Raw genomic sequence first — 25474 nt, 5'->3', positions numbered from 1 at the left:
CGCGTTTGGTGGCGATGGCGGAGGGGTTCCACACGTACCCATCCCGAACACGACCGTTAAGCCCTCTAGCGCCGATGGTACTTGGACCGCAGGGTCCTGGGAGAGTAGGACGCCGCCAAGCAATTGAAAGACACACTTGATGATATCGAGTGTGTCTTTTTTTGTGTTACTATTTTCTGCCGACAAATAAGACTTCTGATTCTTAACTCCTTCAGCAACCTTTCAGTTGAATTTAACGTATGTTTCAGTGCGATAGGGTATAGTGAAGCCATGTAAAGAGGAGGAGAACTATAATGAATATATCTTCTGCAGCCAGCTCCACAACATCATACATATCCACATCTTCGAGTTCGGACAATTCAAGTAGCTTGGAGAAACAAAAGACGAAACTTGAAGCTCAACTGGAGAAAGTGCAATCTAGCAAGGACGATGAGCAAACCAAGGAGACAAAGACTAAACAGCTTGAACAGCAGATCAAGCAGATTGAGTCACAGATTGCACAGCAAAGCTCCCAAGGTGCCAGTACAACCGTTGCTAAGGAGGCACCATCTGCCCAACCTCCATCCAATGGAAAGGGCGTAGCTACCCCTAAGGAAATTGTGAATGCAACAACAGATAGCAATGGTCGATTTGATATACGCATCTAATTACTCTAACGTAGGATAAATACAAGCCCTGAAGATCTATATTGATCGTGCAGGGCTTGTTTTTTTGTCTGTTAGATTATTTATGAGGTCTACTTGGATGCTACCTTCGTATCATTTATCTGTTATCTGAAACCGCTATAACATCTGTTAATGTTATTCAGCCTGTAACGCGTTTATTCGATCCGTAAGGGATCGTTTTCTATAGTACACCGCTATGGTTGCGAGAACCAGCATTTCGGACAGCGGTACGGCAAGCCACACACCCGTGACACCAAAGAAGTAAGGCAGGATTGCAATCAATGCAATCATAATGATCATCTCACGTGCAGCGGTAATCCAGATGGCCATTTTGGCATTACCTACAGATTGGAAATAGGTACTCATGACAAAGTTAACACCCATGAACACATAGGCAAATGTAAATATGCGTAGTCCGTATACGGCATTATCTGTTACGCTGCTACTGAAGTTTCCAAAGATTTGAACGAAATAAGGTGCACCAATTTGAACAATTAGTAATAAAAGTAGACCGCATGCCAGAGCTGTTTTGGTGGCTAAACGTAACGTTTGTTGTACCCGTTGAATCTTTTTCGCACCGTGATAATAGCTAACCAGAGGTTGGGCAGCAGACGCCAGGCCCAGGAACGCTAATAGTACAACACCATGGATATAGTTCAACACGGTAAAGGATGCTACGCCATCTGTACCCGCTATGCGGTCCATCGAGATGTTATGGGAGACAGAGAAGACTGACATGCCAAGTTCAGCCAGAAAGCTGGGGAAGCCAATGAGCAGCAGGGAGGCCAGCAGTTTGTTATTCCATTTGAACCGGGTGAACGTGAGATTATTTGTTTTTTTGAAAAAGTGAGTGAACAGGACAAGCAGTGCAAGAGATGCCGATACGATTGTACCGATGGCTACACCGCGGACCCCCCACTCGAGTACATACAATGTTACATAGTTAATAATGATATTGGCTACAGCGAAGGTAATCTGAGCGTACATGGATGTGTTGGGATTCCCATCGTTTCGTACAAAAATAGAGAGTGCATTCTCAATGGTGAAGACGAACCCAAACAACAACATGATATTCATGTAGTCTGAAGCAAACGGGAAGGTCTCAGCGTTAGCACCTAGGGAGTATACCAGCTTTTCTTTGAACGTATATGCAGTATATCCAATGGCTATCGTAACGAGTGTAATGAGCATAACGGATTTGGTGAAAATTTGTTTGGCTGATGTGATATCTTTTCTACCCATCGCGTTGGAGTACAAGGTTGCCCCGCCCATACCAATCCACAGCGACATGGCAACAAAAAGCGTGTAGACAGGAGAGGCAATGCCGATTCCGGCCATCGGGGTAGAGCCCAGTTTGTGCCCAACCATAATGCCGTCGATAATAAAATTAAAAGCAACTACCAGCATCCCCAATACGGAAGGCACAAGGTAACTTATAAAAGCTTTACCTACAGATTGTCCTTCCAGTGGATGCGTCCATTTCGTATTCATATTGACCTCCGTTAGTAAACTGAATGTTCATTCTGCATTAAATAATACTGAACGTTCGTTCTGTATGATAACACGGCTTGAATTCTCTTGGCAACTTTTGCGTTTAAATATCGTTTATGTGGTAAAGTAGGGTGGATATTTATTAGGCTGGAGGAATCGCTTCATGAAACAAAATAAATACGATGAAGTTGAGTTTTTTGATAGCTATAGTAAGATGGCCCGTTCTATTCAAGGACTGGATGCAGCTGGGGAATGGCATGAACTGCAGACCCTTTTGCCTGATTTGAAAGACAAACGTGTGCTGGATTTGGGATGTGGTTTTGGTTGGCACTGTCGGTATGCGCGCGAGCAACAAGCCAGTTCAGTAATCGGAGTAGATCTGTCTGAAAATATGCTCCAGCGCGCTCGTGAAATGACGGTTGACCCACAGATCCAGTACGAGAAGCTGGCGATTGAAGATATTGAATTTGCAGCTGGACAATTTGATGTTGTGATCAGTTCACTTGCCTTGCATTATATTGAACGGTTAGACACGGTGTACGCTAAGATCAACGATTGTCTTGTTGAAGGGGGCACATTTGTACTATCCTCCGAACATCCCATCTTCACCGCTCGCGCTGCGCAGGATTGGCATTACGGACCTGAAGGTGAGATCTTGCACTGGCCCGTGGATGATTACCACGATGAAGGGAAGCGTGTGGAAAACTTTCTGAATCAGGATGTGGTTAAATATCATCGTACACTGGCAACACATATGAATGAACTCATTAAGGCCGGGTTTGCCATTCAAAAGGTAGCTGAATCCAAGCCATCACCAGAAATGATTGAACAGGTTCCTGGCATGCGAGACGAGAATCGAAGACCCATGTTTCTAATGATTAAAGCCGTCAAAGTATGATATAGAAAGTGCCTTGTTAGACGAGATGTCTAATGAGGAAAATGCTTAAAGCGAACAGCGTGTTCAGCGAGGTTGAACACGCTGTTTTTTTATTTTGCTACAATAATTAAGAAATAATGTCCAAAACAGGGAACCAAACCACAGTGGATTCAGTCATATTAAGTGAGGTGAACAACAGTTGGACTATCAATTTCTGGCACAGGCTCAGACCATAGACAATTACACACTTTGCAGCATGATGGATGACTACGGAAACGATGTGTGGAATTACGCTTATTTTCTGACCAAAAGTGCCGAACAGGCAGATGAATTGTCACAGGAGGTATTTATTCGGGTATACTCGGGGATCGCCCAATATCGCGGTGAGTGCTCACTGAAAACATGGCTGTTGACGATTACTAGAAACACCACGTTTACATATCGAAAATCCAGATTCTTTCGTAGCAGTCTGTGGGGAGAGACACTTTCTATGGAGACAGAGCGGGAGCATTCAGGACAACGAGTAATGATCCAAGAGAAAACTTCACATCCTTCGGCCGAGATGGAAGTGATACGTAAGGAGCATGTCCATGAAATTTGGGATATTGTTCTAGCGTTGCCGAGGAAATTCCGGGAGATTCTTTTGCTCAACCTAAAGTATGAGCTCACGACGAGTGAGATTGCAGAGATGTTAAAAATTAGCTCAGGCACAGTGAAATCCAGACTTTCCCGAGGGAAAGATAAGGTACGGAAACAATGGGAGGAGCGAAGCCAATGACACACAAGGATGAGCAATGGGAAAAGGAGATCCGGAAGGGACCGTTTGCATCGTCTCCTTTTACAGATGATCACAAGCGGAATGTGCTTCAACTGGTGGAGTGGATGAAGAAGTCGGAAGAACGAAGCAAGGGAGATAGTTCAGAGGACAGTTCCAGGTCATCCAGGCCGTTTAGACCACAAGTAGGCAACGCTTCACATAAACGTCGCACTAGAAGAGGGCCTCTTGTTGCAGGCATGGGTGCGTTGGTTATTGCTGCGGGATTGTTCCTATGGATCTGGGATGATGGACAGCTGGTTAAGCCGGTGATTGAGCAGGTCTATCCGACAACAGCGTTACAGTTATCCGATAATCTGAGCACGGATCTGTTAACCGACAAAATGAAAAGAAATGTTGCCACGACGATGCGAGACGATCTGGGTAAACAGCTGAGGATTACAAAAGTGGAAGACTTGCCTGTGTCCGGCAGAATATATGTAGAGGCTGGAAAAGAAAGTGAGAAGGAGTACGCGCAGATATGGCTTGATGCGGCAACAGGCAATCTGCGAGAAGTGGAGATGAGAGGTGAGATGCGGCCCAGTGAGTTGGAGCACCGCTATCTGCGCCAGGTTCCATCGCTTTTGCAAAGTATAGGCAGTACTCCAACACTTAAACCTTTATCCGTTCAACGTTATGTGAGTATGAAGCAAGGCGAATTGGAGCCGATATCGTATACTACATTAGCGTTAGAGAATGAGACTGGTTATGGGGAGATTGTATGGCAGCAGGACCAAGCCGTATCCATCTCAGGCGAGCTAAGTGTTGATCAGGTATCTGTGACTGCTCTGGCGGATGCCAAGAAAGCGGTTGAAGCATTGTCGGGAAAAACCACACTTGATCTGGTAAGTGTGCATCGAACCAAGGATGATGAACTTGGGAAAGACACGGTATCTCTTAGTTTTGAGAATAACTATTTTGTGCAGATGACCGAAGGAAAAGAGGGCTTGGGTTACACGGTTGGGGATGCTAATCACTATGAGCAAGACTTTGCAGACTGGGAGGAAATAGAGGCTTATTATCAGAAATTATATAATATAGATGAATCTCTTCTTAGAGGAAAAGTGGAACCGATCATTAAACAAATATTTAAAATGGATCTTCAAGCATACAAACTTCACCGTAATCCTGATCATCCAGGCATGGTCACATTTGAACTGGAGTCGAGCAAGGATGTTTTTCAGGTTGAATACAGGGAAGATGGACGGATCAAGATGATCACCAGAGGCGAGATATAGGGCTTGATCTTATATGTTACAATTTATTTCATACGATGGAATGAGCATAAGGAGATAAGGATGAAATATTGTTGAGTTCATGTCTGGCGGGGGTAGCCTGCCGTTACAATGGAACAGCAAGCCAGGATGAGAAAATTCAGGAGCTTGTGGAGAAGCTGTCACCTCAGCATTGCTGCGACAAGAAGGATATACCGTCATTTCCGAAAATGAATGGGTGGAGCAATTATAAACTTCATGTGTGAGAATAAGCCGTCTAGGAGAAGATTTATGTCCTGCAGTGGCTATTTTCCTTGTTAGGATACAATACTTACTTATAGAAACTGAGAAACAATAATGTGCGTACTTTTCATTTTCGGATATAGATTCTAAACTAATACTTAAGCAAATCAAAAACTGGATACTGACGATTCAACATAAAAATATAAAAAAGAGGACGTGGAGCTTCATGGAAGTTACAGCAAAGTCAAAGACTAAAGAAGACATCATAAAGGCTTATCATTTCCGGCATGCAACGAAGATCTTTGATGATACCCGCAAAATCTCGGATGAGGATTTCCAATTTATATTGGAAACAGGCAGATTATCTCCAAGTTCCATTGGACTTGAACCGTGGAAGTTTCTGATTGTACAAAATCCGAACTTGCGTAAGCGTCTGTCCGAAGTCTCTTCTGGTGCTCAAAAGCAATTGGCTACAGCAAGTCATTTTGTTGTTATTTTGGCCCGGTCAGATGCCAGTTATAATTCTCCCTATGCAGAGTACATGCTGAAGGAAACCAAAGGAATGCCGGATGACGTATTTAAGTTAACAAGTGAGGCTTATGGAAAGTTCCAAAATAACCAGAGAATTCTGGAAAATCCACGATCATTATTCGACTGGGCATCCAAACAGACGTATATTGCACTCGGTAACATGATGACGGCGGCAGCTCAAATCGAGATTGATTCTTGTCCGATTGAAGGTTTCAGCCGTGTGGATGTTCATCGAATTTTGGAAGAAGAGGGCTTGCTGGAGGATGGGGCATGGGATGTCTCTATGATGGCAGCCTTTGGTTATCGGGTAGAGGAGCCTACGCGTGAGAAGTCCCGACAATCGGTTGAGAAAATTACCCAATGGATTAACTGAACTCAGCAAGAATTCAACATGAATCCAAAAATGATAATCTAAGATCTACATTATAAAACCCAGGATCAGTAAAACTAAGCAGGATCGAAACAGCCCGATATTTTCCACAGGTACAAGGATGGAAAGGGCTGTTTTGCTTTTTTAATAATAAGCACTTGAAAATACATAGATATCTATGTATAATGAGGTCATGCCAAAATACAACGCAATTGCACTGATTGCAAGAATCAGAGACCATGTTAACAAGCGGATTGTTCACGAATTGGAACAGCATGAAGTGACAGGCATTGTACCTTCTCACGGGGATGTATTGATGTTTTTGTACCGGGAAGAGACGCTGTCGATCAAGATGTTGGCTGAACGTATTCTACGAACGCAACCCACGGTAACGGTACTGGTCAACAAGCTGGAAAAGCTTGGATATGTTGAACGTAGCAAGAGTGCCGAAGATAGCCGGGTGACGATGATTCGCCTAACCGAACAGGGAAAGCGACTCGAACCGATCTTCCATCAGGTGTCAGAGCAGATTAATGACATCATCTATAGTGACCTGTCGGATGAACAGTCGGAGCAATTGGAGAGCTTGCTGTCCATTATTGTCCGAAAGTTATAATGAATGAACTCTTCTGTCTGCAACCCTTCCAGATTGGAATGGGTGAAGGCAGAGGAGACTAAATATTTTTTTAACCACATACATAGATATCTATGTATGTGGCGTATCAATGCAACCCCATTTTCGCAAGCTAACTCAAACCAAACCTGGAGGGATTAACACTATGAAACATCTTATCGTATATGCTCACCCGCACACAGACAGCTTGAATAACGCAATCCTCAATACTGCTGTAGAAGCTCTCGAAGCTCAAGGCCACGAAGTGGTTGTTCGTGATTTGTATAAGCTTGGATTCCAACCCGTACTGACAGAGGCCGATACAGCTTCCATGCGTGCAGGACAGACGCCACAGGATATCGCGACAGAGCAACAGTTCGTTACAGATGCAGAAGCCATTACATTCATCTATCCGATCTGGTGGACAGGTCTTCCTGCCATTATGAAAGGGTATGTTGACCGTGTATTTGCCTATGGTTTTGCATATGCAGCAGGTGAAGCGGGAATCGAGAAATTGCTGACAGGCAAAAAAGGACTTATCATCAACACACATGGTACACCAAGTGAAATTTACGATCAGATTGGCATGACTACTGGATTGAAATTAACTTCAGACGTAGGTATCTTCGATTTTGTAGGTATTGAAGCTGTGGATCATCTGCTCTTCGGTAGCATTGGATACCTGGATGCACCCGCATATCAAGCCATGTTGGACCAGGTTAAACAAACGGTTACAACCAAATTCTAATATGGATGTTGATTTCAGATCCGAATTCCATATGATTCCAGACCGACTCGATCATGAGTCGGTTTGTTTGTTCATGTGTTTGCAAAATGGTTGAAAGGGGGTATAATCGTACCCATGGAACCTATACTTATATTCAAAGCTTTATCGAACGAGACACGTAGGCAAATCTTGTTGTGGCTCAAAAACCCGGAGCAACACTTTCCACCGCTGGAACTATCTCAGCATCCTGATGGTGGCAAGAACGGTATCTGTGTTGGCACGATTCAACTGAAGGCTGGACTGGCTCAGTCGGTTATATCCAGTTATCTGCTGACTATGCTCAAGGCAGGGTTGTTGCTCTCCGAGCGCAGAGGACAATGGACGTATTATCGGCGCAACGAAGAGACGATCCGTCAGTTTGCCGAGTACGTGCAGAACGAGTTATAAGCCGGATGCCGGAACGGAAGCTAGGATGCACATGCAGGCAGGGATTCCGTCCGGATGCAAACGGCTAGTTTATCAACAACACCATATCCAATTTCGATTTAATTAATCTATATATCTGGATATACAAAAATATAATCATCGAGGAGATTAAACGATAATGACTACAGAAAATACGGCTTCATCCCATAAAGAACACATCAATGACGTTAAGCTTTCCATCCTGGATCTGGCTCCCGTCGTTGTAGGTGCAACACCAGCTGATGCTTTGCGCAACAGTCTGGATCTGGCACAGCATGCTGAGCGTTGGGGATACCACCGTTACTGGGTAGCTGAACATCACAACATGCCGGGGATTGCTTCTTCCGCAACTTCGGTTGTTATTGGATATCTGGCTGGTGGAACAAATACGATTCGTCTGGGTTCAGGAGGCATCATGCTGCCCAACCATGCACCGCTTGTCATCGCTGAGCAGTTCGGCACTCTAGAGTCCCTGTATCCTGGCAGAATCGATCTGGGTCTGGGTCGTGCACCCGGCAGTGACCGCCGTACATCGCTCGCGCTACGCAAAGATCTGAACAGCGGGGAAGATTTCCCGGAACTGTTGGCAGAGCTTAGAGCATACTTTGATGCTTCAGCGACATCTTATCATGCACCTGTTCGCGCAGTTCCCGGAGAAGGATTGAATATTCCAATCTATCTGCTGGGGTCCAGTGATTTCAGTGCACGTCTGGCAGGTCAGCTGGGATTGCCGTTTGCTTTTGCCAGCCACTTCTCGCCTGATTACACACGGATTGCACTGGAGACGTATCGAAACAATTTCCAACCATCTGACAGTTTGAAGGAACCACATGTGATTGTTGGGGTTAACGCTGTTGTTGCGGATACAGACGAGGAAGCAGCATGGCTGGGCACAACGATGCAACAGCAGTTTCTGAATATTATTCGCGGCACAACGGGATTGGTACAGCCTCCAGCAGAGATGGAAGGCAAATGGACGGACCGTGAGAAGGCTGGTGTGGAGCAGACGCTGAAGGCTGCCGTTAATGGTTCCCCGGAAACCGTACGTGGACAGCTGGAATCCTTCATTCGGCAGACACAAGCAGATGAGCTGATTATTACGTCAATGATCTATGATCATAAGGCACGCCTGCATTCCTATGAGTTAATCGCGCAACTGGCGGGTAAAGCTTAATCTTCATTTTCAGCATAAAAGCTGGCTTAATGGCAAGGTATAGCTACAAATTTCGGTTCGTCTCCCAGTGAGGCGGGCCGTTTTTGAATAGGGAGAATTTGCAAATAATTTGTGTGGGGCAGAAGACTCATTTTGGGGTAAAATGACTTTACCGTTTTAATTTGAAACGGTTAATCAGCACCATACGTATAAATCCAGAGTGTTATACATATGTTGGCTTGTACAAGGGATTTTATTTATTCGTGTGTAAGGGGCGTTTATCTAGATTTGAATTTTGATATTTGATTAAGGATACATAAGAGAGGACGACACGCCTATGGAGCAACCTGAGCAACCCCGCGTTTGGCCGGAGCGGTTCAAGCGATTTTTTCTTAATAACAAGTTTGTGTTATTTCTGCTAATTCTGCTGTTGGTGGGACTGAACGTCATGGTTCTGACCAAAGTATCCTTTGTTCTTCATCCGCTCGCAGTACTCATCAAAACCATTGTGTTACCTATTATTCTGTCAGGCATACTCTATTATCTGCTGAATCCGGTTGTGGATCTGATGGAGAGGTGGAAAATTAAACGCGGCTGGTCGATTCTGATCTTGTATCTTGCAATTGGAGGCATTCTGACGGTTGTAGTATTGGCGGTCATTCCGGTTGTACGTAACCAGATTGTGGGGCTGATTGAAAATTTCCCAACGTATAGTGAGACGGTGAAACAGCAGTTTGAGGAGCTTACGGGCAGTAAACTGTTCGGTCAGTTCCAGGAGACGGTGAATCTGAATTCTCAGGATTGGTGGGGAACAATCTCCCAAAAGGCTACTGAAATTCTGAACTCGACCTGGAACAAATTGGGCGGATTCCTCGGAGCGTTCACGGAGACCGTGCTGTCCATCGTAACAGTTCCGTTCATCCTGTTCTATTTGCTGAAAGATGGCAAGAAGCTTCCTTCGAAGATTTTGTCTTTCCTGCCAATCAAAAGTCGTACGGGTGCAATGCATGTGCTGGAAGACATCAATCACCAGATCAGTTCATTCATTCGTGGACAGATTATTGTCAGCTTCTGCATCGGTATCCTGCTCTACATCGGTTATATGGTCATTGGTCTGGATTATGCACTGATTCTTGCAATTATTGCATCGTTCACAAGTGTTGTTCCGTATCTGGGACCTGCAATTGCGATTACACCAGCATTGATCGTAGCACTCGTCACTTCGCCGGTAATGCTGCTGAAGATGGTCGCCGTATGGACGATCGTACAGTTAATCGAAGGTAAATTTATCTCGCCACAGATCATGGGTAAAACGCTGAAGATTCATCCCATCACGATTATCTTTGTCATTCTGACTTCCGGTAATCTGTTTGGAGTCGTAGGTATTCTGCTCGCTGTTCCAGGATACGCGGTGCTGAAAGTATGTGTATCGCATATCTTCAACTGGTTCAAGGACAGATCCGGCCTGTACGATCCAAACAAGAACAATCTTTTGTAACCGAAGTGTCAAGCTCCATTCGATCGGTAATCAGAAGGAATAGTCACGTTGTATTTTGTACAAAACGGTACCCTTACCAAGAAGAACCCCCGTCCATCGGCATATAGCCGAGAGGCGGGGGTTCTTCTTCATGAACAAGCTTGGCTGCTGCCTAGCTGTGTTTAATATGCTGGAGCGTTTGCAGGAAAATCTGCTCAATATGAGTATCATCCAGAGAGTAGTACACGGTCTTGCCTTCCTTGCGCCGCTTGACGATCCGCATGTTGCGGAGTGAACGCAGCTGGTGTGAAATGGCCGACTGTCCCATGTCGAGCAGAACCGTCAGGTCATGAACACATAATTCCTTCTGTAACAGCGCATCAATAATACGTAGACGTGTTGGGTCGCTGAATGCCTTGAACCAATCTGCCATCTCGGAAGAGGTCTCCCGATCTATGAGTGAAGTGCGAATCGTCTGCACATCCGCTTCAGTACCTGAGCAGGCTGCATCACATTCGCTTGGTGCTTTAACCGGTTGTTCCATTTCCTATCACCGCCTATGTTAACTCAACATTTTGCTATGCAAAAGTTTAACTATAGCTCTATTATATCCAAAACCCGCCTAAAGCGAAATAATTACTATTAGCATAATCTGTATGAAAAATCAACATCGATTGTTGACACTCATGTTTAGGCGTGCATATAATAGGGGTAACCAAACATATGAATGAGTGCTCATATATTGAAAGTAATTGGATGATAACATTGTTTTTGTACTGCAAAGGGGAGAATTCACATGGGAACCGGACAGGAACAGGTGAAAAGGGAACTGCTGCTTGATGGGTTGGACTGTGCGAACTGCGCATTAAAGATCGAGAATGGCGTCAAAAAAATTAAGGGCATTAACGAATGCTCCGTCAATTTTGTTACCAAAACATTATCGCTTCACACCACTTCGGATATGGATGAACAGGTAGTCGAAGAAGCGAAGCGCAAAGTGCTTCGGCTGGAGCCGCATATTCGCATCTCGGAAAAAGGAAAACAGGTAAACGGACATGTGCATACCCGTACAGGGAGTGCGGCTGGTTCACACGACCATGGTCATGACCATGCCGGACAAGATCATGGACATTCACATGGTAATCACTCGCACACTCATGATCATGGAGATTCGCAGGGTCAACTACACGAGCACGGAAGTCATGCTGGACATAATCACGATCATAGCCACACCGATGATCATGATGCTCATGCAGGCCATTCGCATGAACATGGTGCAGGCCAGACAAAAGTATTGCTTGCTCGTCTTGCTGCCGGTTCTGTATTGCTCGCAGCTGCGATCTGGTCGCCGCTGGAGGGCTGGGCACAGTTTACGCTGTATGCGCTCGCGTATCTGATTGCCGGGGGAGATATCGTGCTCCAGGCGTCCAAAAACATCCTCCGAGGTCAGGTGTTCGATGAATACTTCCTGATGTCCGTCGCTACCTTGGGTGCCTTTGCCATTGGAGAGTATCCGGAAGGGGTAGCGGTCATGCTTTTCTATCAGCTTGGAGAGCTGTTTCAGGGCATGGCGGTTAATCGGTCACGCAAGTCGATTCAGTCCCTGATGGATATTCGCCCGGACTACGCGAATATCTTGACGGGTTCGGGTGACGAGACCCGGCGTGTATCTCCGGAAGACGTACGGATTGGTGATCGTATTGTCGTGAAAGCAGGAGAGCGAGTGCCGCTGGATGGTATCGTTAGAACTGGGCGTTCCATGGTGGACACTTCTGCTCTGACAGGTGAATCGGTACCTCGTGAGCTGGAGCCCGGAAGTGATGTACTGAGTGGATTTGTGAACAAGAACGGCTTGCTGACAATTGAAGTTACCAAAACGTTTGGTGAATCAACGGTATCCAAGATTTTGGACCTGGTGCAGAACGCGAGCAGCCGGAAAGCGAAAACAGAACATTTTATTAGTAAATTTGCCCGTTATTACACGCCGGTTGTTGTGATCCTTGCAGCCGTGATAGCATTTGTTCCGCCGTTGATACTTAGTGGTGCAACATTTGCCGATTGGATCTATCGAGCATTGGTCTTCCTGGTTATCTCATGCCCTTGTGCGCTGGTGGTCTCTATTCCGCTTGGATTCTTTGGTGGTATCGGAGCGGCTTCACGTAACGGGATTCTTGTCAAAGGCAGTAATTATCTTGAAGCATTGAACGATGTGAAAGTCGTTGTTTTTGATAAAACGGGTACACTAACCAAAGGTGTATTCAAAGTAACAGCCATTCGTCCTGAAGGGGGACGAACGGAAGAAGAACTGATGAAACTCGCAGCTATTGCTGAAGCCAATTCCAATCATCCGATTGGCGAATCCATTCGCGCAGCTTGGGCCAAAGTTATTCCCACGCAAGGTGTGGAAGGTTATGATGAAGTTGCCGGACACGGGATCAAGGTGAGCGTGGATGGTCGGGAAGTGCTGGCAGGCAACGCCAAATTAATGAAGCGGGCAGGTATATCCTATACCACACCAGAGACGGCCGGAACGATAGTCCACGTGGCTGAAGCTGGCACGTATGTTGGTCATCTGATCATCGCCGATGAAGTGAAGGACGATGCAGCTGCTGCGATTCAGGCGTTGAAGAAGCTCGGCGTCCGCAAAACGGTCATGCTGACAGGTGATGCGAGAGCCGTGGGTGAAGCGGTAGGACGTGAGCTGGGTGTGGATGAGGTCTATGCTGAATTGCTGCCACAAGACAAAGTCGAACGGCTGGAGCAACTGGAAGCTGCCAAATCTCCGAAGGAGAAAATGGTGTTTGTCGGTGATGGCATCAACGATACCCCTGTGTTGGCACGCGCCGACGTGGGCGTGGCGATGGGGGGACTCGGCTCGGATGCTGCGATTGAAGCGGCAGATGTGGTTATCATGACCGATGAACCGTCAAAACTGGCGAGTGCAATCCGCATTGCAAAGCGTACACGAATGATTGTGTGGCAAAATATCGCGTTTGCTCTGGGGGTTAAGGCGATCTTCCTGCTACTCGGCGTGTTCGGCATAGCCACCATGTGGGAAGCGGTATTCTCCGATGTGGGTGTCACAGTGCTTGCTGTTCTGAACGCCATGCGTGTACTTCGTGTGAAGGATATTTAAGTTTACGAAACGATTCAGGAGGCTCTTCGTATATACGTAGAGCCGTTTTTATATTTTTTATGTAGAAAAGTCTTACTAGACATTTACACGAGAACGGAGAGGACAGAAATAACTTGGTATAACAGTGATCGGAAGGTTATTCTGTCATCGAAGTGCCAGTGTAAGCAGCGATGGAAGACAACAGTGAAGGGGAGAACATTTTGGCAGGAGCAATAGTTGGGATCATCATCGGAGTGTGTTATTTCATTCTGGGGTTCATGGTGTTCAAAAAACCACCGAAAATGATTAACGGAATATATGGATATCGTACTCCGCGCGCAATGAGTAATCCCGAGTTGTGGAACGAAGCGCAAAGTTATAGCGCCAATCTGATGATGCAATTTGGTGTGATTATCACAATATTCGGCATTATCGGTTTCTGGCTTACAGATGTACGAGCTTTGGTGCTGAGTCTGGTTGCTACAGGGTTTTATACGTTCAGACTGTTTACCAGAGTTGAAGGCCGGTTGAAGCAAATGCAGCGTGCTCAACAGCAACAGAATGAGCAGGACGTTTAAGGTAAAATGAATGAATCGTGTAGAGAGGAAGACTCGCGTGTGAAGCGGGTCTTTTTTTGTTGAAGATAGAGAAGTGGAGAGGCTGTAAAACTTTCTAGGACTAGAGGCGTGAAATCTAACGTTGACGTTAACGTTAATATTATATATAATTATATACATAACAATAAAGACATATGAGAGGGGTGAGGGAAATGAGTTTCTATAAAATCGATGACGTAGCCAAGGAATGTGGTTTGACCAAGCGAACCATTCGGTATTATGAAGAGATTGGTGTCATGCCTTCACCTCAGCGGACAGACGGTGGGACGCGGTTGTACACTCGGGAAGATATCGATTATCTGAAGAAGGTAGTTCGCGCCAAAGAGGTACTTGGTTTCTCCCTTCAGGAGCTACATACCTATGTGGCAACGGCAGATGCATTAAACGAACAACGTTTTGACTACCAGCAGACAACCGAAGTGAGAGAACGGATTGAGAAACTCACCACAATGGAAACAACGCTGGATGGTCAGCTGCAACTGATTGAGCAGAAACTTCAGAGCATACATGCGGTACAGACTGAACTGGAAGAGCTGCGTGAACGTGTTAGGAGTGGTATTCAGAAGTTACAGGCACATGATCCGCAGAGTGATGAAGACGGGTAAGCGTATTAGATCTAATGTTTAATAAACAAAACTGTATACACCTCATCGCTACATGGAATGAGCACCATAGTACCTGTGGCGATCCTGTACAAACACCGGATGTTTCGGTGTCATTTGTGCCGTTTTGTTACCTCTAATTATGAAAATGTATAGAACTTTTTCATTGTTTTCACTTCATTTTCAAATAAAAAGTTTCACCATATAAATTATTCACAGGAGGAATTACGTATGAAAAGAGAGCCATCCTTACCGGACGAATTGCCGTCATCCCGTGGGGGCCTGCTGTCTCAACCGAGAGCGGTATGGGCCGTCGCCTTTGCATGTATCATATCCTTTATGGGTCTGGGTCTGGTTGACCCGATCCTGCCGGCAATTGCAGATCAGCTGCATGCTTCCAAAAGCCAGGTGTCGCTGCTATTTACCAGTTATAACGCTGTAACCGGGGTAGCGATGCTGATTACAGGGGTCGTATCCAGCCGCATCGGTGTGAAATGGACATTGCTTAGCGGCATATTGTTGATTATTATCTTCTCGTTCCTCGGCGGTACCTCAGACACTGTAGGCGCACTGGTTGGTTACCGTGGCGGATGGGGACTTGGTAATGCCTTGTTCATCGCAACGGCGTTATCTGCCATTGTGGGACTGTCCACGTCGGGGACAGCCAAGGCCATTATTTTGTACGAAGCAGCACTTGGTCTCGGGATTGCGGTGGGTCCGCTGCTTGGTGGTGAGTTGGGTTCCATCTCTTGGCGTGGCCCGTTCTACGGGGTAGCTGTTCTGATGGCTATTGCATTTGTCAGCATTACATTTATGCTTCCCAAAATGGCCAAACCGAAAACACGCAGTTCGTTGTCCGATCCGTTCAAAGCTTTAAGTTATCCTTCACTGAAAACATTGGCGATTACTGCCTTCCTGTATAACTTTGGATTCTTTACTTTGATGGCTTATTCACCATATGTCATGAATCTGGATGAGCACGGCCTGGGATATGTATTCTTTGGTTGGGGATTGATGCTGGCAATTACGTCGGTATTTGTTGCACCAAGACTGCAACGCCGATTCGGATCGGTTCCGTCCATGAGTGTCATGCTTACATTGTTCGCGATTGATCTGGTTGTTATGGCGATAGGTACTGTAATGGGTTCGCCAACTACCGTTATTGTGGCAGTCATTGTGGCAGGGATTTTCCTCGGGATTAACAACACATTGATTACAACAGCGGTTATGGAAGCTGCACCTGTGGAGCGTTCGGTTGCTTCTGCTGCATACAGTTTCGTTCGTTTCCTGGGTGGTGCACTTGCTCCATGGCTTGCAGGTAAATTATCTGAATGGTTCCTGCCGGAAACGCCGTTTTATTTTGGCGCACTCATGGTTCTGATTGGTGTCGTGGTGCTGCTGGTACGTCGTCGTCATCTGCGGGATATTGATTCCGCCATTACATCTCATTAATTCAGAGGAGGAATTGCAATGCTGAAACGTATATTGGTTGCTGTTGATGGTTCGGATCATGCGCATCAGGCTTTGGAGCAAGCCCTGATTCTGGCTGAGGATATGAAACAACCCGCAAGTCTGATCATTGTGCATGTTAATCCTGCCATTTCCATCAATGAACCTGCCTTAGGTATTGATCTGGAGGCTCGGATTGCCGAAGAAGGGCAACATATTATCGAACCGGTGACCAGACAGTTGTCTGGACGCGATGTAGCATATGAAACACTGCTAATTGCCGGTGATCCCGTTCATGAGATCTGCCGTGTGGCACGTGAACGAGAGTGTGGAATGATCGTGATGGGTACAGGTGGGAAGGGTGTGCTTGCAGAGATGATCATAGGCAGTGTAAGCCATGGTGTGTTAAAACATGCAGAGTGCCCCGTCCTGACGGTGAAGTAGGCGCTAGAATCTTTGTATCGCTGCGGCTCAAGATCGCAACAATGTCTTATCAGGCACGTTACAAGCCATGATTGCCGAATACCGTATTGGGTTGATGGCACGGAAATAGTGTATAAATAGATAAGGTAATATACCGTCATATTTTTGTAGTCATTATTGGATGGAGGATGCAGCATATGAAAAAACAACATCTGTTTATCGGTGGCAAACCGACCGAATCCGTAGATTATAAATCACTTCAAGCACCATACTCCGGGGAAACGCTGGCAGAAGTCTCGTCGGCCTCAGCAGAGGAAGCGGAGGCTGCTGTTGCAGCTGCGGTTCAGGCTGGGAAGGCAATGCGCAAGATGCCTGCACATCAGCGTGCAGATATTCTGTACAAGTTGTCCTCCATGCTTGAAGACCGCAAGGAAGAAGCAGCGCGAATTATTGCGCTTGAAGCGGCGAAGCCAATCACCGCAGCACTGGCCGAGGTTGACCGTACGGTGGAAACGTATCGTTTTGCCGCCGAAGAAGCCAAGCGGCTGACCGGTGAGACGGTACCGATGGATGCAGCCAAAGGGGGAGAAGGACGCATCGGTTATACGATGCGGCAACCACTGGGCGTCATCGGTGCGATCACGCCGTTTAATTTTCCAATGAACCTGGTAGCCCACAAGGTAGGCCCAGCGCTTGCAGCAGGCAATACGATTATTCTCAAACCTGCGGAGCAGACACCCCTGTCCTCCTATTACATCGCTAATCTGCTTCAGGAAGCCGGATTGCCGGATGGTGCACTGAACGTGGTGAGTGGTGACGGCAAAACCATTGGGGATGTGCTTGTTGAACACCCTCGTGTTGCCCACATTACGTTTACAGGCAGTCCAGCGGTAGGCACGAGCATTCGTAGCAAAGCAGGACTAAAACGTGTGACATTGGAGCTTGGGTCGAATGCAGCGGTGATCGTGGATAAGGACGCAGATCTGGACAAAGTGGTTCCTCGTTGTGTGACGGGTGCTTTCACGTATCAGGGACAGGTATGTATCTCACTACAGCGAATTTACGTACATCGTGATATCTCGGAAGAATTCATCCGGCGTTTCGCTGAAGCGGCCAAACAAGTGGTGGTTGGAGACCCGCTGAGCCCGGAGACGGTGGTCTCTGCGCTGATTAGCTCCAAGGATGTACAGCGTACACTCGATTGGATTGAAGAAGCCAAACAGGCCGGGGCAGAAGTGGCAGCAGGCGGTCAAGCTGAAGGAGGCGTTCTCCGTCCAACGGTGCTGGTTAACGTTCCACGTGATGCCAAGGTATCCTGTCAGGAAGTGTTTGCACCCATCGTGGTGATCAATACGGTGGATTCCGTTGAAGAGGGTATCGAACATGTTAACGATTCTATATACGGGCTTCAGGCAGGGGTATTTACAAACGATATTCATACGGCCCTCCATGCTGTCGACCAGATCGAAGCAGGCGGAGTTATGATTAATGATATTCCCACGTTCCGAGTGGATCACATGCCCTATGGTGGTGTGAAACAAAGTGGGATTGGACGTGAAGGTGTTAAATATGCTGTTGAAGAAATGACGGAATTGAAGTTTGTTATGTTTAACAAAGGGTGATTCTCTTCCATTCTTTTGCTCAATATACGTATGCTAATGGAAACATAACCACACACGCCTGTGCCAGAATAATGGCACAGGTTTTTTTAGATGAAGATCATGGAAAAAAGTTTCAAAAATACATACGGATTCTTCACTGACTGCGGGTTCACATCTGATGAGACGGGTATAACATAGTTACATACCGCAACTTAACTGACCAAACGTCGCTCATATCACCGAAGCATGATGTACCGATCCAGAGCACGAGCGGAATGAAGCGGTACGGCACTGCCGAAAGTCTTATATTCTCTCATTATTCAAATAAAATGCAGTATGAAATAAGCCTGAACTCTGGAGTTCAGGACAGGCAGGAGGTGTATTCAATTGGCATATTCCATGGTTGACGTATCGGGAATGTCAGGCGTAAGTCTGAACAAACTGAGCCAGTATGCGCAGACAGGTCTTCTAAATCCGGCCTTCGGGGATTTGGATGAGGATATCTATTATGAAAAGCAGGAATTGCTGAGACTCCAACAAATCCTTTTTTGTAAGGAAGTGGGTATGGAGGAGAACGAGATTGGCCCTATGTTAAGGGATGATCCTCAGGGTGTCATCAGCATCATGAAGCAACATCGCATTGAGATTCTGGAGAAGGCACTACGTCTGCAGGGATTGATTCAGACACTGGACAAAACGATCTCTCATTTGCAAGGTGAACAGGAACTTGATGAACATGAGCTGTATATCGGTTTTGTAGATAAAAGGCGTCACCATTTGTTGAATGAATCGGGTTCTGACCATGTAGTCAATAATGATGTGAAACGAATGCAGAAAGAGGGCGTTCAGAAGTCAAACCAGGAGATGAAATCCAAAGAAGATTATCTGGATTCCCAGGCCAAAATTGATCAGGTTCATCTTGACTTGCAACAGGCCATTGAAGATGGACTGGAACCCGGTAGTGCGAAAGTGCAACGGATTATTGGCAGGCATCTTGAATGGATCAAAGGTTATTATACACCCACTGCTGATATCTATCGGGATTTGGCCAATCTGTATGTAGAGCATAAAAATTTCCGCCAGATGTATGATGGTTACCACCCGAGGCTGGCTGAATTCCTGCGGGATGGGATGATGATTAAAGCGGAACACGATTTATCCTAGATGCATAAAGTAACATGGGCGAGCAAGAACATGGGTGTGAAACAACTTGGATAACAAAGAGCGCACACCTCTAGGAGGACTGCGCTCTTTGTTATTACAGGTCATTCACCATCGTGTGTGATGAAGTCTCTAATCACCTTGTTCATCATTCCCTAAATAGATACGGTTGCTTCCAACTGCTCTGTGAGCAGGCTTACGGCTTTCTCCAGGAAGACGCGATCTTCGTCGTCAAAACGGTTTTTGATCGGGCTGTCGATATCCAGCACCCCGTACAGTTCACCGTTTTTGATAATAGGTACGACAATCTCACTGTTCGATGCTGCATCACAGGCAATATGGCCTGGGAAGGCATGAACATCGTCAACGACCAGGGTACGTTTTTCCGCAGCAGATGTGCCGCATACACCACGTCCCAATGGAATTCGGATACAGGCAGGCAGTCCTTGGAATGGCCCGAGGACCAGTTCTTTTCCATCATACAGATAGAAGCCGACCCAATTGGTGTCGGTCATAAATACATTGAGCAGCGCAGCAGCGTTCGCCAGATTGGCAATCGCACTGGGTTCATCGCGGATCAGAGCACTTAACTGTCCCAGGACGGCGGTGTGCTGCTCACTTCGTGTTCCTTCATAGGAAACAGCTTGAAACATGGTAAATCACCCTCCCGAGCAAAATGGTACTTATTTTCAAGATAGTGCAGAGGATGCGGTTAGTCAAGCGGAGGATTTCGGAAAGGGAAGGGAATACCAGAAGAATCCTCCTGTTTCTCAGCTTCTCACGTGGGGTAATTACTTAGCAACCACGGAGGGCTACAACCCGGGAAGGAGCTTGGCTTATGCATGCAGAGGTACAGAATCTTTTTGTACGGATTCATCTACTATATTTCGCCCAAAATCAGGATTTGAACGTTAGCGAGGCGCTACCCCTATTGGAAGAACGGGGATATCGCGTTGGAGAGCGGGAGATCAAGCAGGAGCTTGAACACCTGACACAGGAGAACTTCCTGACCGCCCACGGGGACCAATGGAGCCTAACCGGGACTGGTATTGAAGAATTCAAGGAAATCACCACCGTACTTGGTCGAGTTAGTGATGAATTGCTGGCGAAGGAAAAGAAAACGTCCAAAGCCTAAAATTCATTCGGACAAGCACAATGACGTGATTCATTCAAACTTGAATGGATCCATACGGACAACAAGACCGGGAGCGATATTGGCCCGGTTTTTTGACGTGTGTCCATGACTGAACAGTTGCCATTCGGCGCAGGTTATGATTAGATGACTAGTGAATCTTATGGTCTGCGGAGATGGATCGGATCGGAGTGTCTTTATATGTATAAATGCAAAGGAAGAATTCCAGAAATGGAGACTGCGCGGCTTCGTCTGCGTAAAATGCGTCGCCGGGATGCGGCCCAGATGTTCGCATGCTGGTCAGATCGCGAGGTGACCCGTTACATGAATCTTGCACCCATGATTGGGACAAGCGAAGCGGCGGACATGATTGCACTGCTCAACCAAATGGCAGGAGAAGAGGATGCGATCCGTTGGGGGATCGAACTCAAAGAAACAGGCAGGCTTATCGGCAGCTGTGGATTTAACACTTGGCAGCTTGAAGGCGCATTCCGGGGTGAGATCGGTTATGAGCTGGGACGTGACTACTGGCGACACGGGTATATGACGGAGGCTTTCTCGGCATTGCTGCCGTTTGGATATGAGACCATGGGTCTTAATCGGATTGAAGCGCTGGTTGATCCGCGCAATCTGGCTTCCGGCGAGTTCCTGACAAATCGCGGCTTCACACGAGAAGGGCTCCTGCGACAGGTACAACATACGTCCACCGGATACAAGGATATGGTGATGTATTCGATGTTGTATGATGAGTTTCTTCGTAAAAAAGGTAAGTAAAGAGACAGTATATATTTGTTTGTAAACGAAGAAACAGAACAAAGCTGGAGAAGCACCAATTATATAGAGAACAAAGAGAGAAGGGTTTTTGTGAATGCAACTGGAGGATTGAAGCGCAGTTTCATCTTGACGGGGCTGTTACTCGCGACATTTCTGTCCGCGATTGAAGGTACCGTAATTGGTCCGGCAGGGCCAACCATTGTCAGTGAGCTGGGAAGTGTGCAGCTGCTGAGCTGGATTTTCACCGCATACCTGCTGACGATGGCTGTGAGTACGCCCATTTTCGGCAAAATCAGTGACTTGTATGGACGTAAGCCTGTATTTCTAATTGGCTGTGCCTTATTTTTACTGGGTTCCCTCTTGTGCTGTCTGTCGCAGAATATGGAGCAATTGATTATTTTCCGGGCTATTCAGGGGATTGGTGCGGGTGCGGTAGTTCCTGTTACATTTACGATTATTGGGGACATCTACTCCATTGAAGAACGTGGCAAAATCCAGGGCTGGATCAGCTCCGTTTGGGGCATTTCCTCTCTGGCGGGACCGCTGCTTGGCGGTTATTTTGTAGACAATCTTGGCTGGCAGTGGATCTTTGGTTTTAATGTGCCGTTTGGTTTGCTCGCGATGTGGTTTGTATTTCGTTATCTGAAGGAAGATATCTCTCCACGTACAGCCAAAATTGACTATGTCGGTGCGCTGACCTTCACGGTGGGCATTACCGCATTGTTATTTGTCCTGTCGGCGGGTGGGCAGTATTATGCGTGGAGTTCTCCGTTGATTGTAGGGCTGAGTGTGGTTGCCGCCCTGTTTATTATTTTATTTTTTGTGGTGGAAAAAAGAGCTCAGGCCCCAATGGTTCCACTACATCTGTTCCGAATTCGGGACATCCGTGTGGCGAATATCGCCGGACTGTTAACCAGTACGCTGATGATCGGCCTAACCAGTTATTTGCCGCTCTGGGTGCAGGGGGTTCGGGGAGGAAATGCGACGGAATCCGGGTTGTTACTCGCACCGATGTCGGTAGGTTGGCTCATTGGTAGCGTGTTGGCAGGCCGCCTGCTAATGAAAATTGGATCACGGTTGACCGCATTGATTGGTTTAACGGGCATTGCGATCGGTTCGGGTGGACTCTTTCTGGTGGGGGGTACATCCCCGCAGGCTGTGTTATTTATATTGACCTTTATATATGGTCTCGGCTTCGGATTTGCGTTTACGATATTCACCATTATTTCGCAGTCTTCCGTGGGATATAAGGAACGTGGTTCCTCTACGGCATTGCATACGTTCATGCGTACATTGGGACAGACGATTGGTGCAGCGGCTTTTGGGACATGGTTGAATTATCGGATCTCCACGTTATCCAGCGAGCAAAATCTGGCAGAGGCCGGAATATCGGAGAGTGATCTGAACGAACTGCTCGCACCACATACGGATGCAGCACTATCGGATGACAAGTGGGCGCTACTACGGAGCGTGCTGGAAGGAAGCTTGCATTCCCTGTTTGTCATTATGTTTGTCATTGCTCTGGTATCGTGGGTAACGACGCTTGCTCTACGCAAACGTTTAATTGTACCCGAAGATGCAGATGCTCCACCGCAACCACAAGGTTCGAAGTAAAAAGTGGATGTATACGAAAAACCGGATTCGCCGATGTCAGGCAGATCCGGTTATTTTTGTTGATGGTACATGTGCAATGAATAGTCTAGCTGTTCGATGATAAGCGGTCTGCAGAATGCGCAAGCCTTCCCAAAAGTTCGGACAGCAATTCCTTGTCTTCCTCGCTCAGTCCACTTACAGCACGATCAATCTTCAATGCATAACCTGGATAGATGTCATCCATGGTACGCTTTCCATCTTCGGTCAGTTCCACAAAGATGATACGTCGGTCTTGCGGACAATGTTTGCGGTGTAACAACCCTTTTTGCTCCAGCTTATCAATTACATAGGTCACATTACCACTTTGCAGCAGAAGTTGTGCGCCAACCTGTTGTATCGGCTGTGCCCCTTTCATATATAACACTTCGAGCACCCCGTATGCGGTAGGGTTGAAGCCATGCACTTTGCTTCCGGATACAGCGTGTTCATTCACGCTCTTGAATGTCTGGGCCAAGGTGCGGTACAGATGAAGTGAACGTTCGGTTCCGATTTCTTCTAATTCCAGCATGCTGATCCCGCCTTTTCAGATTAATTTTATAAGTTGAAATGATGAAGAGTAGTCCTCTTCGTTATGCTGTTCATGTAAAAGAGTATTTCAACTTATATGAGTTGGTTGGTTATGGTTGACGATTCAGGTTGTCGCCATGGTTTAATTGTAAACTTCTATTTCTACGAAAAACATGCGATATGTCACAAGATTTGCATTTTTAGCATTTAAAATTTGATCATTCATCATGCCGAAAAATCATCCTTGAGGTGCCGCGTCTTCTCCGCCTCCGGCAGGAGGTTGGGTCAAGCCCCATTCTCTTATAATGAGTTCATATCATGAATTCGGAAGGTAATGGAGGAGAAGAAGGATGACAAGTGATTTAACGTTTGAAGGACATCGACCGCTGAAGAATAACCGATCTTTTGTAACATTGATGGTGGCACAGGCCATTTCCAATCTGGGTGATTGGCTGCATTTGCTCGCAATCCTGACCCTCGTGGGTATCCGCTGGAATGCAACGCCATGGGAGATCACATTTGTCACACTATCCGCCGCACTACCCATTCTGATGACAGGGCCATTCGCAGGCACGCTTGCAGATCGCCTGAACCGAAAATGGCTGATGATTGTAGCTGATGGCGCACGGATCATCATCGTGGGTGCGTTGATTTTTGCTGATCAGATCTGGCACGTCTACATACTGCTTGTCCTCAAATCCCTGTTCGATGTAGTGTTTTCTCCTGCCAAAAACGGCAAGCTGAAAGAAATTGTACCTCATGAGCAGTTGGCGCAAGCTGTATCCATTAGCTCGATCATTGAACAGATGTCCAAAATTATTGGTCCAGCGCTTGGTGGACTGTTGGTAGCCGCTTTTGGCATCACCTGGTGTTTTGTTCTCGATTCAGCGTCTTTTCTGATCTCCGGCATCATTTTATTGTGGATTCCTGGAACTCGGGTGATCCAATCTGCAATTCATAACGTAACAGAAGTAGAGGAAGAGACAGCTGGGGGTGTTCGCAACCGTCCTAAAGACTCTTTTTGGAAGGAAACACAGGAGGGCATCCGCATGCTCGCATCTCTCCCTTATGTAGGAACGTCTCTGATTTTGCTTTCTTCAGCCATACTTTTTCTGCAATTTGCCGATTCACAGACAGTGGTGTTATTCAGACAGCTTCCCGGAATTTCAAGTGATCTGCTGGGATGGTGCGTCGCAGCCAGTGGGGTAGGTACATTAATTGCAGCGATGAGTGTGCGGAAGTGGAAGCATGCAGGGCATGTTTTGAAAATGGGTCTGGGTACCATACTCATGGGTCTGGTTATCGGCGGAGCCGGCGCTATTGTGGGGATTTGGCCACATGCCGGACTAGGTGCCAATCTGCTGTTAGTATCTCTCTTTGCCTTGGCAGGTGTCGGAATTGGGTTTGCAATTGTCCCCTTTCAGATCCTGTTGCAGGAACAGACACCTGAGGCAATGACAGGCAGAGTATTTGGAACGGTAGGCAGCGTGATGACAGCCAGTAACATTATGGGCCCAGTGGTGGGTGGATTCATGGTCACCTCATTCGGTGTAGTGCCGGCTTTTGTCTGTTCAGGCATTTTGCTGACCCTGCTCGGTTTGATTTATTTGATGAAACGCAACAGGGAAAAAGCCGATCTGAATGGCTCCATTGCAGCCAAGACCATGGTTGCAGGCGACTAAAAACATGCCGTATCTGTTCAGGTTAGAACAATTGAAATGAAGGTTTGAATTTACTTCAAATTTTAAGTTTTTGATTAAAAAGCGTTTGAGTAAACGCCTTCACGTTTAATGAGGAACA

26 protein-coding genes and 1 rRNA gene are annotated in these 25474 nt (G+C 46.6%); 23 read left to right on the top strand and 4 right to left on the bottom strand.

Features of this window, described 5'->3' with window-relative positions; genetic code table 11:
• Nucleotides 1–4 precede the first annotated feature (4 nt).
• Nucleotides 5–121 (top strand): 5S ribosomal RNA (gene rrf, locus ACE3K2_RS00535).
• Nucleotides 122–293: 172 nt separating this feature from the next.
• A complete protein-coding gene (locus ACE3K2_RS00530; RefSeq protein ID WP_421885485.1) occupies nucleotides 294–647 on the top strand; it encodes a FlxA-like family protein in 354 nt (117 codons plus the stop codon).
• A gap of 153 nt (nucleotides 648–800) precedes the next feature.
• Here ACE3K2_RS00530 and ACE3K2_RS00525 read toward each other — a convergent pair whose 3' ends face one another.
• Complete coding sequence (locus ACE3K2_RS00525; protein ID WP_421885482.1) at nucleotides 801–2156, bottom strand: MATE family efflux transporter; 1356 nt, start codon at nucleotides 2154–2156, stop codon at nucleotides 801–803.
• A gap of 163 nt (nucleotides 2157–2319) precedes the next feature.
• Here ACE3K2_RS00525 and ACE3K2_RS00520 point away from each other — a divergent pair, with 163 nt between their 5' ends.
• The 10 genes from ACE3K2_RS00520 to ACE3K2_RS00475 all read left to right on the top strand — a co-directional run bounded on the left by ACE3K2_RS00520 (nucleotide 2320) and on the right by ACE3K2_RS00475 (nucleotide 10661).
• The gene (locus ACE3K2_RS00520; protein ID WP_421885479.1) at nucleotides 2320–3054 is read left to right on the top strand and encodes a class I SAM-dependent methyltransferase; all 735 of its coding nucleotides are present in this window, start codon (nucleotides 2320–2322) and stop codon (nucleotides 3052–3054) included.
• Between the two features lie 178 nt (nucleotides 3055–3232).
• The gene (locus ACE3K2_RS00515) at nucleotides 3233–3811 is read left to right on the top strand and encodes an RNA polymerase sigma factor (RefSeq protein ID WP_421885476.1); all 579 of its coding nucleotides are present in this window, start codon (nucleotides 3233–3235) and stop codon (nucleotides 3809–3811) included.
• Nucleotides 3808–5085, top strand: coding sequence for a hypothetical protein (locus ACE3K2_RS00510; RefSeq protein WP_421885474.1), 1278 nt, complete (start codon nucleotides 3808–3810; stop codon nucleotides 5083–5085). Before ACE3K2_RS00515 ends, ACE3K2_RS00510 begins: the two co-directional genes overlap by 4 nt.
• A gap of 71 nt (nucleotides 5086–5156) precedes the next feature.
• On the top strand, nucleotides 5157–5327 hold the full coding sequence (locus ACE3K2_RS00505; RefSeq protein ID WP_421885471.1) for a hypothetical protein: 171 nt from the start codon (nucleotides 5157–5159) through the stop codon (nucleotides 5325–5327).
• Nucleotides 5328–5530: 203 nt separating this feature from the next.
• The gene (locus ACE3K2_RS00500) at nucleotides 5531–6208 is read left to right on the top strand and encodes an NAD(P)H-dependent oxidoreductase (RefSeq protein ID WP_421885468.1); all 678 of its coding nucleotides are present in this window, start codon (nucleotides 5531–5533) and stop codon (nucleotides 6206–6208) included.
• 190 nt (nucleotides 6209–6398) lie between these two features.
• Complete coding sequence (locus ACE3K2_RS00495) at nucleotides 6399–6821, top strand: MarR family winged helix-turn-helix transcriptional regulator (protein WP_421885465.1); 423 nt, start codon at nucleotides 6399–6401, stop codon at nucleotides 6819–6821.
• Nucleotides 6822–6984: 163 nt separating this feature from the next.
• Complete coding sequence (locus tag ACE3K2_RS00490; RefSeq protein ID WP_421885462.1) at nucleotides 6985–7566, top strand: NAD(P)H-dependent oxidoreductase; 582 nt, start codon at nucleotides 6985–6987, stop codon at nucleotides 7564–7566.
• A 114-nt stretch (nucleotides 7567–7680) separates the two neighbouring features.
• Nucleotides 7681–7992 carry an ArsR/SmtB family transcription factor gene (locus tag ACE3K2_RS00485; RefSeq protein ID WP_017690814.1) on the top strand — a complete coding sequence of 104 codons (312 nt, stop codon included), beginning with the start codon at nucleotides 7681–7683 and terminating at the stop codon, nucleotides 7990–7992.
• A gap of 157 nt (nucleotides 7993–8149) precedes the next feature.
• Nucleotides 8150–9184, top strand: coding sequence for an LLM class flavin-dependent oxidoreductase (locus ACE3K2_RS00480; protein ID WP_421885455.1), 1035 nt, complete (start codon nucleotides 8150–8152; stop codon nucleotides 9182–9184).
• Between the two features lie 316 nt (nucleotides 9185–9500).
• Nucleotides 9501–10661, top strand: a complete 1161-nt coding sequence (locus tag ACE3K2_RS00475) for an AI-2E family transporter (RefSeq protein ID WP_421885452.1) — start codon at nucleotides 9501–9503, stop codon at nucleotides 10659–10661.
• A 151-nt stretch (nucleotides 10662–10812) separates the two neighbouring features.
• Here ACE3K2_RS00475 and ACE3K2_RS00470 read toward each other — a convergent pair whose 3' ends face one another.
• Nucleotides 10813–11184: an ArsR/SmtB family transcription factor gene (locus ACE3K2_RS00470; protein WP_100526808.1), complete on the bottom strand. Its 372-nt coding sequence runs from the start codon at nucleotides 11182–11184 to the stop codon at nucleotides 10813–10815.
• Nucleotides 11185–11436: 252 nt separating this feature from the next.
• On the opposite strand from ACE3K2_RS00470, the gene ACE3K2_RS00465 reads away from it, so the two are divergent.
• The 7 genes from ACE3K2_RS00465 (at nucleotide 11437) to ACE3K2_RS00435 (ending at nucleotide 19611) form a co-directional block, all read left to right on the top strand.
• Nucleotides 11437–13776, top strand: a complete 2340-nt coding sequence (locus ACE3K2_RS00465; RefSeq protein WP_421885448.1) for a heavy metal translocating P-type ATPase — start codon at nucleotides 11437–11439, stop codon at nucleotides 13774–13776.
• Between the two features lie 200 nt (nucleotides 13777–13976).
• Nucleotides 13977–14333, top strand: coding sequence for an SdpI family protein (locus tag ACE3K2_RS00460; protein ID WP_421885445.1), 357 nt, complete (start codon nucleotides 13977–13979; stop codon nucleotides 14331–14333).
• A 191-nt stretch (nucleotides 14334–14524) separates the two neighbouring features.
• Complete coding sequence (locus ACE3K2_RS00455; RefSeq protein ID WP_339304296.1) at nucleotides 14525–14977, top strand: MerR family transcriptional regulator; 453 nt, start codon at nucleotides 14525–14527, stop codon at nucleotides 14975–14977.
• A gap of 228 nt (nucleotides 14978–15205) precedes the next feature.
• Nucleotides 15206–16426: an MFS transporter gene (locus tag ACE3K2_RS00450; protein WP_421885442.1), complete on the top strand. Its 1221-nt coding sequence runs from the start codon at nucleotides 15206–15208 to the stop codon at nucleotides 16424–16426.
• 18 nt (nucleotides 16427–16444) lie between these two features.
• Nucleotides 16445–16867, top strand: a complete 423-nt coding sequence (locus ACE3K2_RS00445) for a universal stress protein (protein WP_421885438.1) — start codon at nucleotides 16445–16447, stop codon at nucleotides 16865–16867.
• A 176-nt stretch (nucleotides 16868–17043) separates the two neighbouring features.
• Entirely contained in the window at nucleotides 17044–18468 is a 1425-nt protein-coding gene (locus ACE3K2_RS00440) for an aldehyde dehydrogenase family protein (RefSeq protein WP_421885435.1), read from the top strand.
• Between the two features lie 366 nt (nucleotides 18469–18834).
• Complete coding sequence (locus ACE3K2_RS00435) at nucleotides 18835–19611, top strand: MerR family transcriptional regulator (protein ID WP_421885432.1); 777 nt, start codon at nucleotides 18835–18837, stop codon at nucleotides 19609–19611.
• A gap of 152 nt (nucleotides 19612–19763) precedes the next feature.
• Here the strand turns inward: ACE3K2_RS00435 and ACE3K2_RS00430 are convergent, their stop codons facing one another.
• Nucleotides 19764–20261 carry a GAF domain-containing protein gene (locus tag ACE3K2_RS00430; RefSeq protein ID WP_421885430.1) on the bottom strand — a complete coding sequence of 166 codons (498 nt, stop codon included), beginning with the start codon at nucleotides 20259–20261 and terminating at the stop codon, nucleotides 19764–19766.
• Nucleotides 20262–20446: 185 nt separating this feature from the next.
• On the opposite strand from ACE3K2_RS00430, the gene ACE3K2_RS00425 reads away from it, so the two are divergent.
• The 3 genes from ACE3K2_RS00425 (at nucleotide 20447) to ACE3K2_RS00415 (ending at nucleotide 23128) form a co-directional block, all read left to right on the top strand.
• Nucleotides 20447–20743: a hypothetical protein gene (locus ACE3K2_RS00425; protein ID WP_421885428.1), complete on the top strand. Its 297-nt coding sequence runs from the start codon at nucleotides 20447–20449 to the stop codon at nucleotides 20741–20743.
• Nucleotides 20744–20971: 228 nt separating this feature from the next.
• The gene (locus tag ACE3K2_RS00420; protein WP_421885425.1) at nucleotides 20972–21514 is read left to right on the top strand and encodes a GNAT family N-acetyltransferase; all 543 of its coding nucleotides are present in this window, start codon (nucleotides 20972–20974) and stop codon (nucleotides 21512–21514) included.
• 108 nt (nucleotides 21515–21622) lie between these two features.
• The gene (locus ACE3K2_RS00415) at nucleotides 21623–23128 is read left to right on the top strand and encodes an MDR family MFS transporter (protein WP_421885497.1); all 1506 of its coding nucleotides are present in this window, start codon (nucleotides 21623–21625) and stop codon (nucleotides 23126–23128) included.
• Between the two features lie 85 nt (nucleotides 23129–23213).
• Here ACE3K2_RS00415 and ACE3K2_RS00410 read toward each other — a convergent pair whose 3' ends face one another.
• Complete coding sequence (locus ACE3K2_RS00410) at nucleotides 23214–23675, bottom strand: MarR family winged helix-turn-helix transcriptional regulator (protein ID WP_421885422.1); 462 nt, start codon at nucleotides 23673–23675, stop codon at nucleotides 23214–23216.
• Nucleotides 23676–24024: 349 nt separating this feature from the next.
• Between ACE3K2_RS00410 and ACE3K2_RS00405 the strand changes: the two genes are divergently transcribed.
• On the top strand, nucleotides 24025–25356 hold the full coding sequence (locus tag ACE3K2_RS00405) for an MFS transporter (protein ID WP_421885419.1): 1332 nt from the start codon (nucleotides 24025–24027) through the stop codon (nucleotides 25354–25356).
• Nucleotides 25357–25474: the final 118 nt, after the last annotated feature.

Source organism: Paenibacillus sp. (genome assembly GCF_048976745.1).
Lineage (GTDB): Bacteria > Bacillota > Bacilli > Paenibacillales > Paenibacillaceae > Paenibacillus.
Note: the sequence above shows the minus strand (reverse complement) of the source record. Positions and strands in the feature narration are given on the sequence as shown.

What these genes read in the sequence shown, in the direction of transcription:
- ACE3K2_RS00530 (WP_421885485.1), top strand. Translation starts at nt 294, where the DNA reads ATGAATATATCTTCTGCAGCCAGCTCCACAACATCATACATATCCACA.
- ACE3K2_RS00525 (WP_421885482.1), bottom strand. Translation starts at nt 2,156, where the DNA reads ATGAATACGAAATGGACGCATCCACTGGAAGGACAATCTGTAGGTAAA.
- ACE3K2_RS00520 (WP_421885479.1), top strand. Translation starts at nt 2,320, where the DNA reads ATGAAACAAAATAAATACGATGAAGTTGAGTTTTTTGATAGCTATAGT.
- ACE3K2_RS00510 (WP_421885474.1), top strand. Translation starts at nt 3,808, where the DNA reads ATGACACACAAGGATGAGCAATGGGAAAAGGAGATCCGGAAGGGACCG.
- ACE3K2_RS00500 (WP_421885468.1), top strand. Translation starts at nt 5,531, where the DNA reads ATGGAAGTTACAGCAAAGTCAAAGACTAAAGAAGACATCATAAAGGCT.
- ACE3K2_RS00495 (WP_421885465.1), top strand. Translation starts at nt 6,399, where the DNA reads ATGCCAAAATACAACGCAATTGCACTGATTGCAAGAATCAGAGACCAT.
- ACE3K2_RS00490 (WP_421885462.1), top strand. Translation starts at nt 6,985, where the DNA reads ATGAAACATCTTATCGTATATGCTCACCCGCACACAGACAGCTTGAAT.
- ACE3K2_RS00485 (WP_017690814.1), top strand. Translation starts at nt 7,681, where the DNA reads ATGGAACCTATACTTATATTCAAAGCTTTATCGAACGAGACACGTAGG.
- ACE3K2_RS00480 (WP_421885455.1), top strand. Translation starts at nt 8,150, where the DNA reads ATGACTACAGAAAATACGGCTTCATCCCATAAAGAACACATCAATGAC.
- ACE3K2_RS00475 (WP_421885452.1), top strand. Translation starts at nt 9,501, where the DNA reads ATGGAGCAACCTGAGCAACCCCGCGTTTGGCCGGAGCGGTTCAAGCGA.
- ACE3K2_RS00470 (WP_100526808.1), bottom strand. Translation starts at nt 11,184, where the DNA reads ATGGAACAACCGGTTAAAGCACCAAGCGAATGTGATGCAGCCTGCTCA.
- ACE3K2_RS00465 (WP_421885448.1), top strand. Translation starts at nt 11,437, where the DNA reads ATGGGAACCGGACAGGAACAGGTGAAAAGGGAACTGCTGCTTGATGGG.
- ACE3K2_RS00455 (WP_339304296.1), top strand. Translation starts at nt 14,525, where the DNA reads ATGAGTTTCTATAAAATCGATGACGTAGCCAAGGAATGTGGTTTGACC.
- ACE3K2_RS00450 (WP_421885442.1), top strand. Translation starts at nt 15,206, where the DNA reads ATGAAAAGAGAGCCATCCTTACCGGACGAATTGCCGTCATCCCGTGGG.
- ACE3K2_RS00445 (WP_421885438.1), top strand. Translation starts at nt 16,445, where the DNA reads ATGCTGAAACGTATATTGGTTGCTGTTGATGGTTCGGATCATGCGCAT.
- ACE3K2_RS00440 (WP_421885435.1), top strand. Translation starts at nt 17,044, where the DNA reads ATGAAAAAACAACATCTGTTTATCGGTGGCAAACCGACCGAATCCGTA.
- ACE3K2_RS00430 (WP_421885430.1), bottom strand. Translation starts at nt 20,261, where the DNA reads ATGTTTCAAGCTGTTTCCTATGAAGGAACACGAAGTGAGCAGCACACC.
- ACE3K2_RS00425 (WP_421885428.1), top strand. Translation starts at nt 20,447, where the DNA reads ATGCATGCAGAGGTACAGAATCTTTTTGTACGGATTCATCTACTATAT.
- ACE3K2_RS00420 (WP_421885425.1), top strand. Translation starts at nt 20,972, where the DNA reads ATGGAGACTGCGCGGCTTCGTCTGCGTAAAATGCGTCGCCGGGATGCG.
- ACE3K2_RS00410 (WP_421885422.1), bottom strand. Translation starts at nt 23,675, where the DNA reads ATGCTGGAATTAGAAGAAATCGGAACCGAACGTTCACTTCATCTGTAC.
- ACE3K2_RS00405 (WP_421885419.1), top strand. Translation starts at nt 24,025, where the DNA reads ATGACAAGTGATTTAACGTTTGAAGGACATCGACCGCTGAAGAATAAC.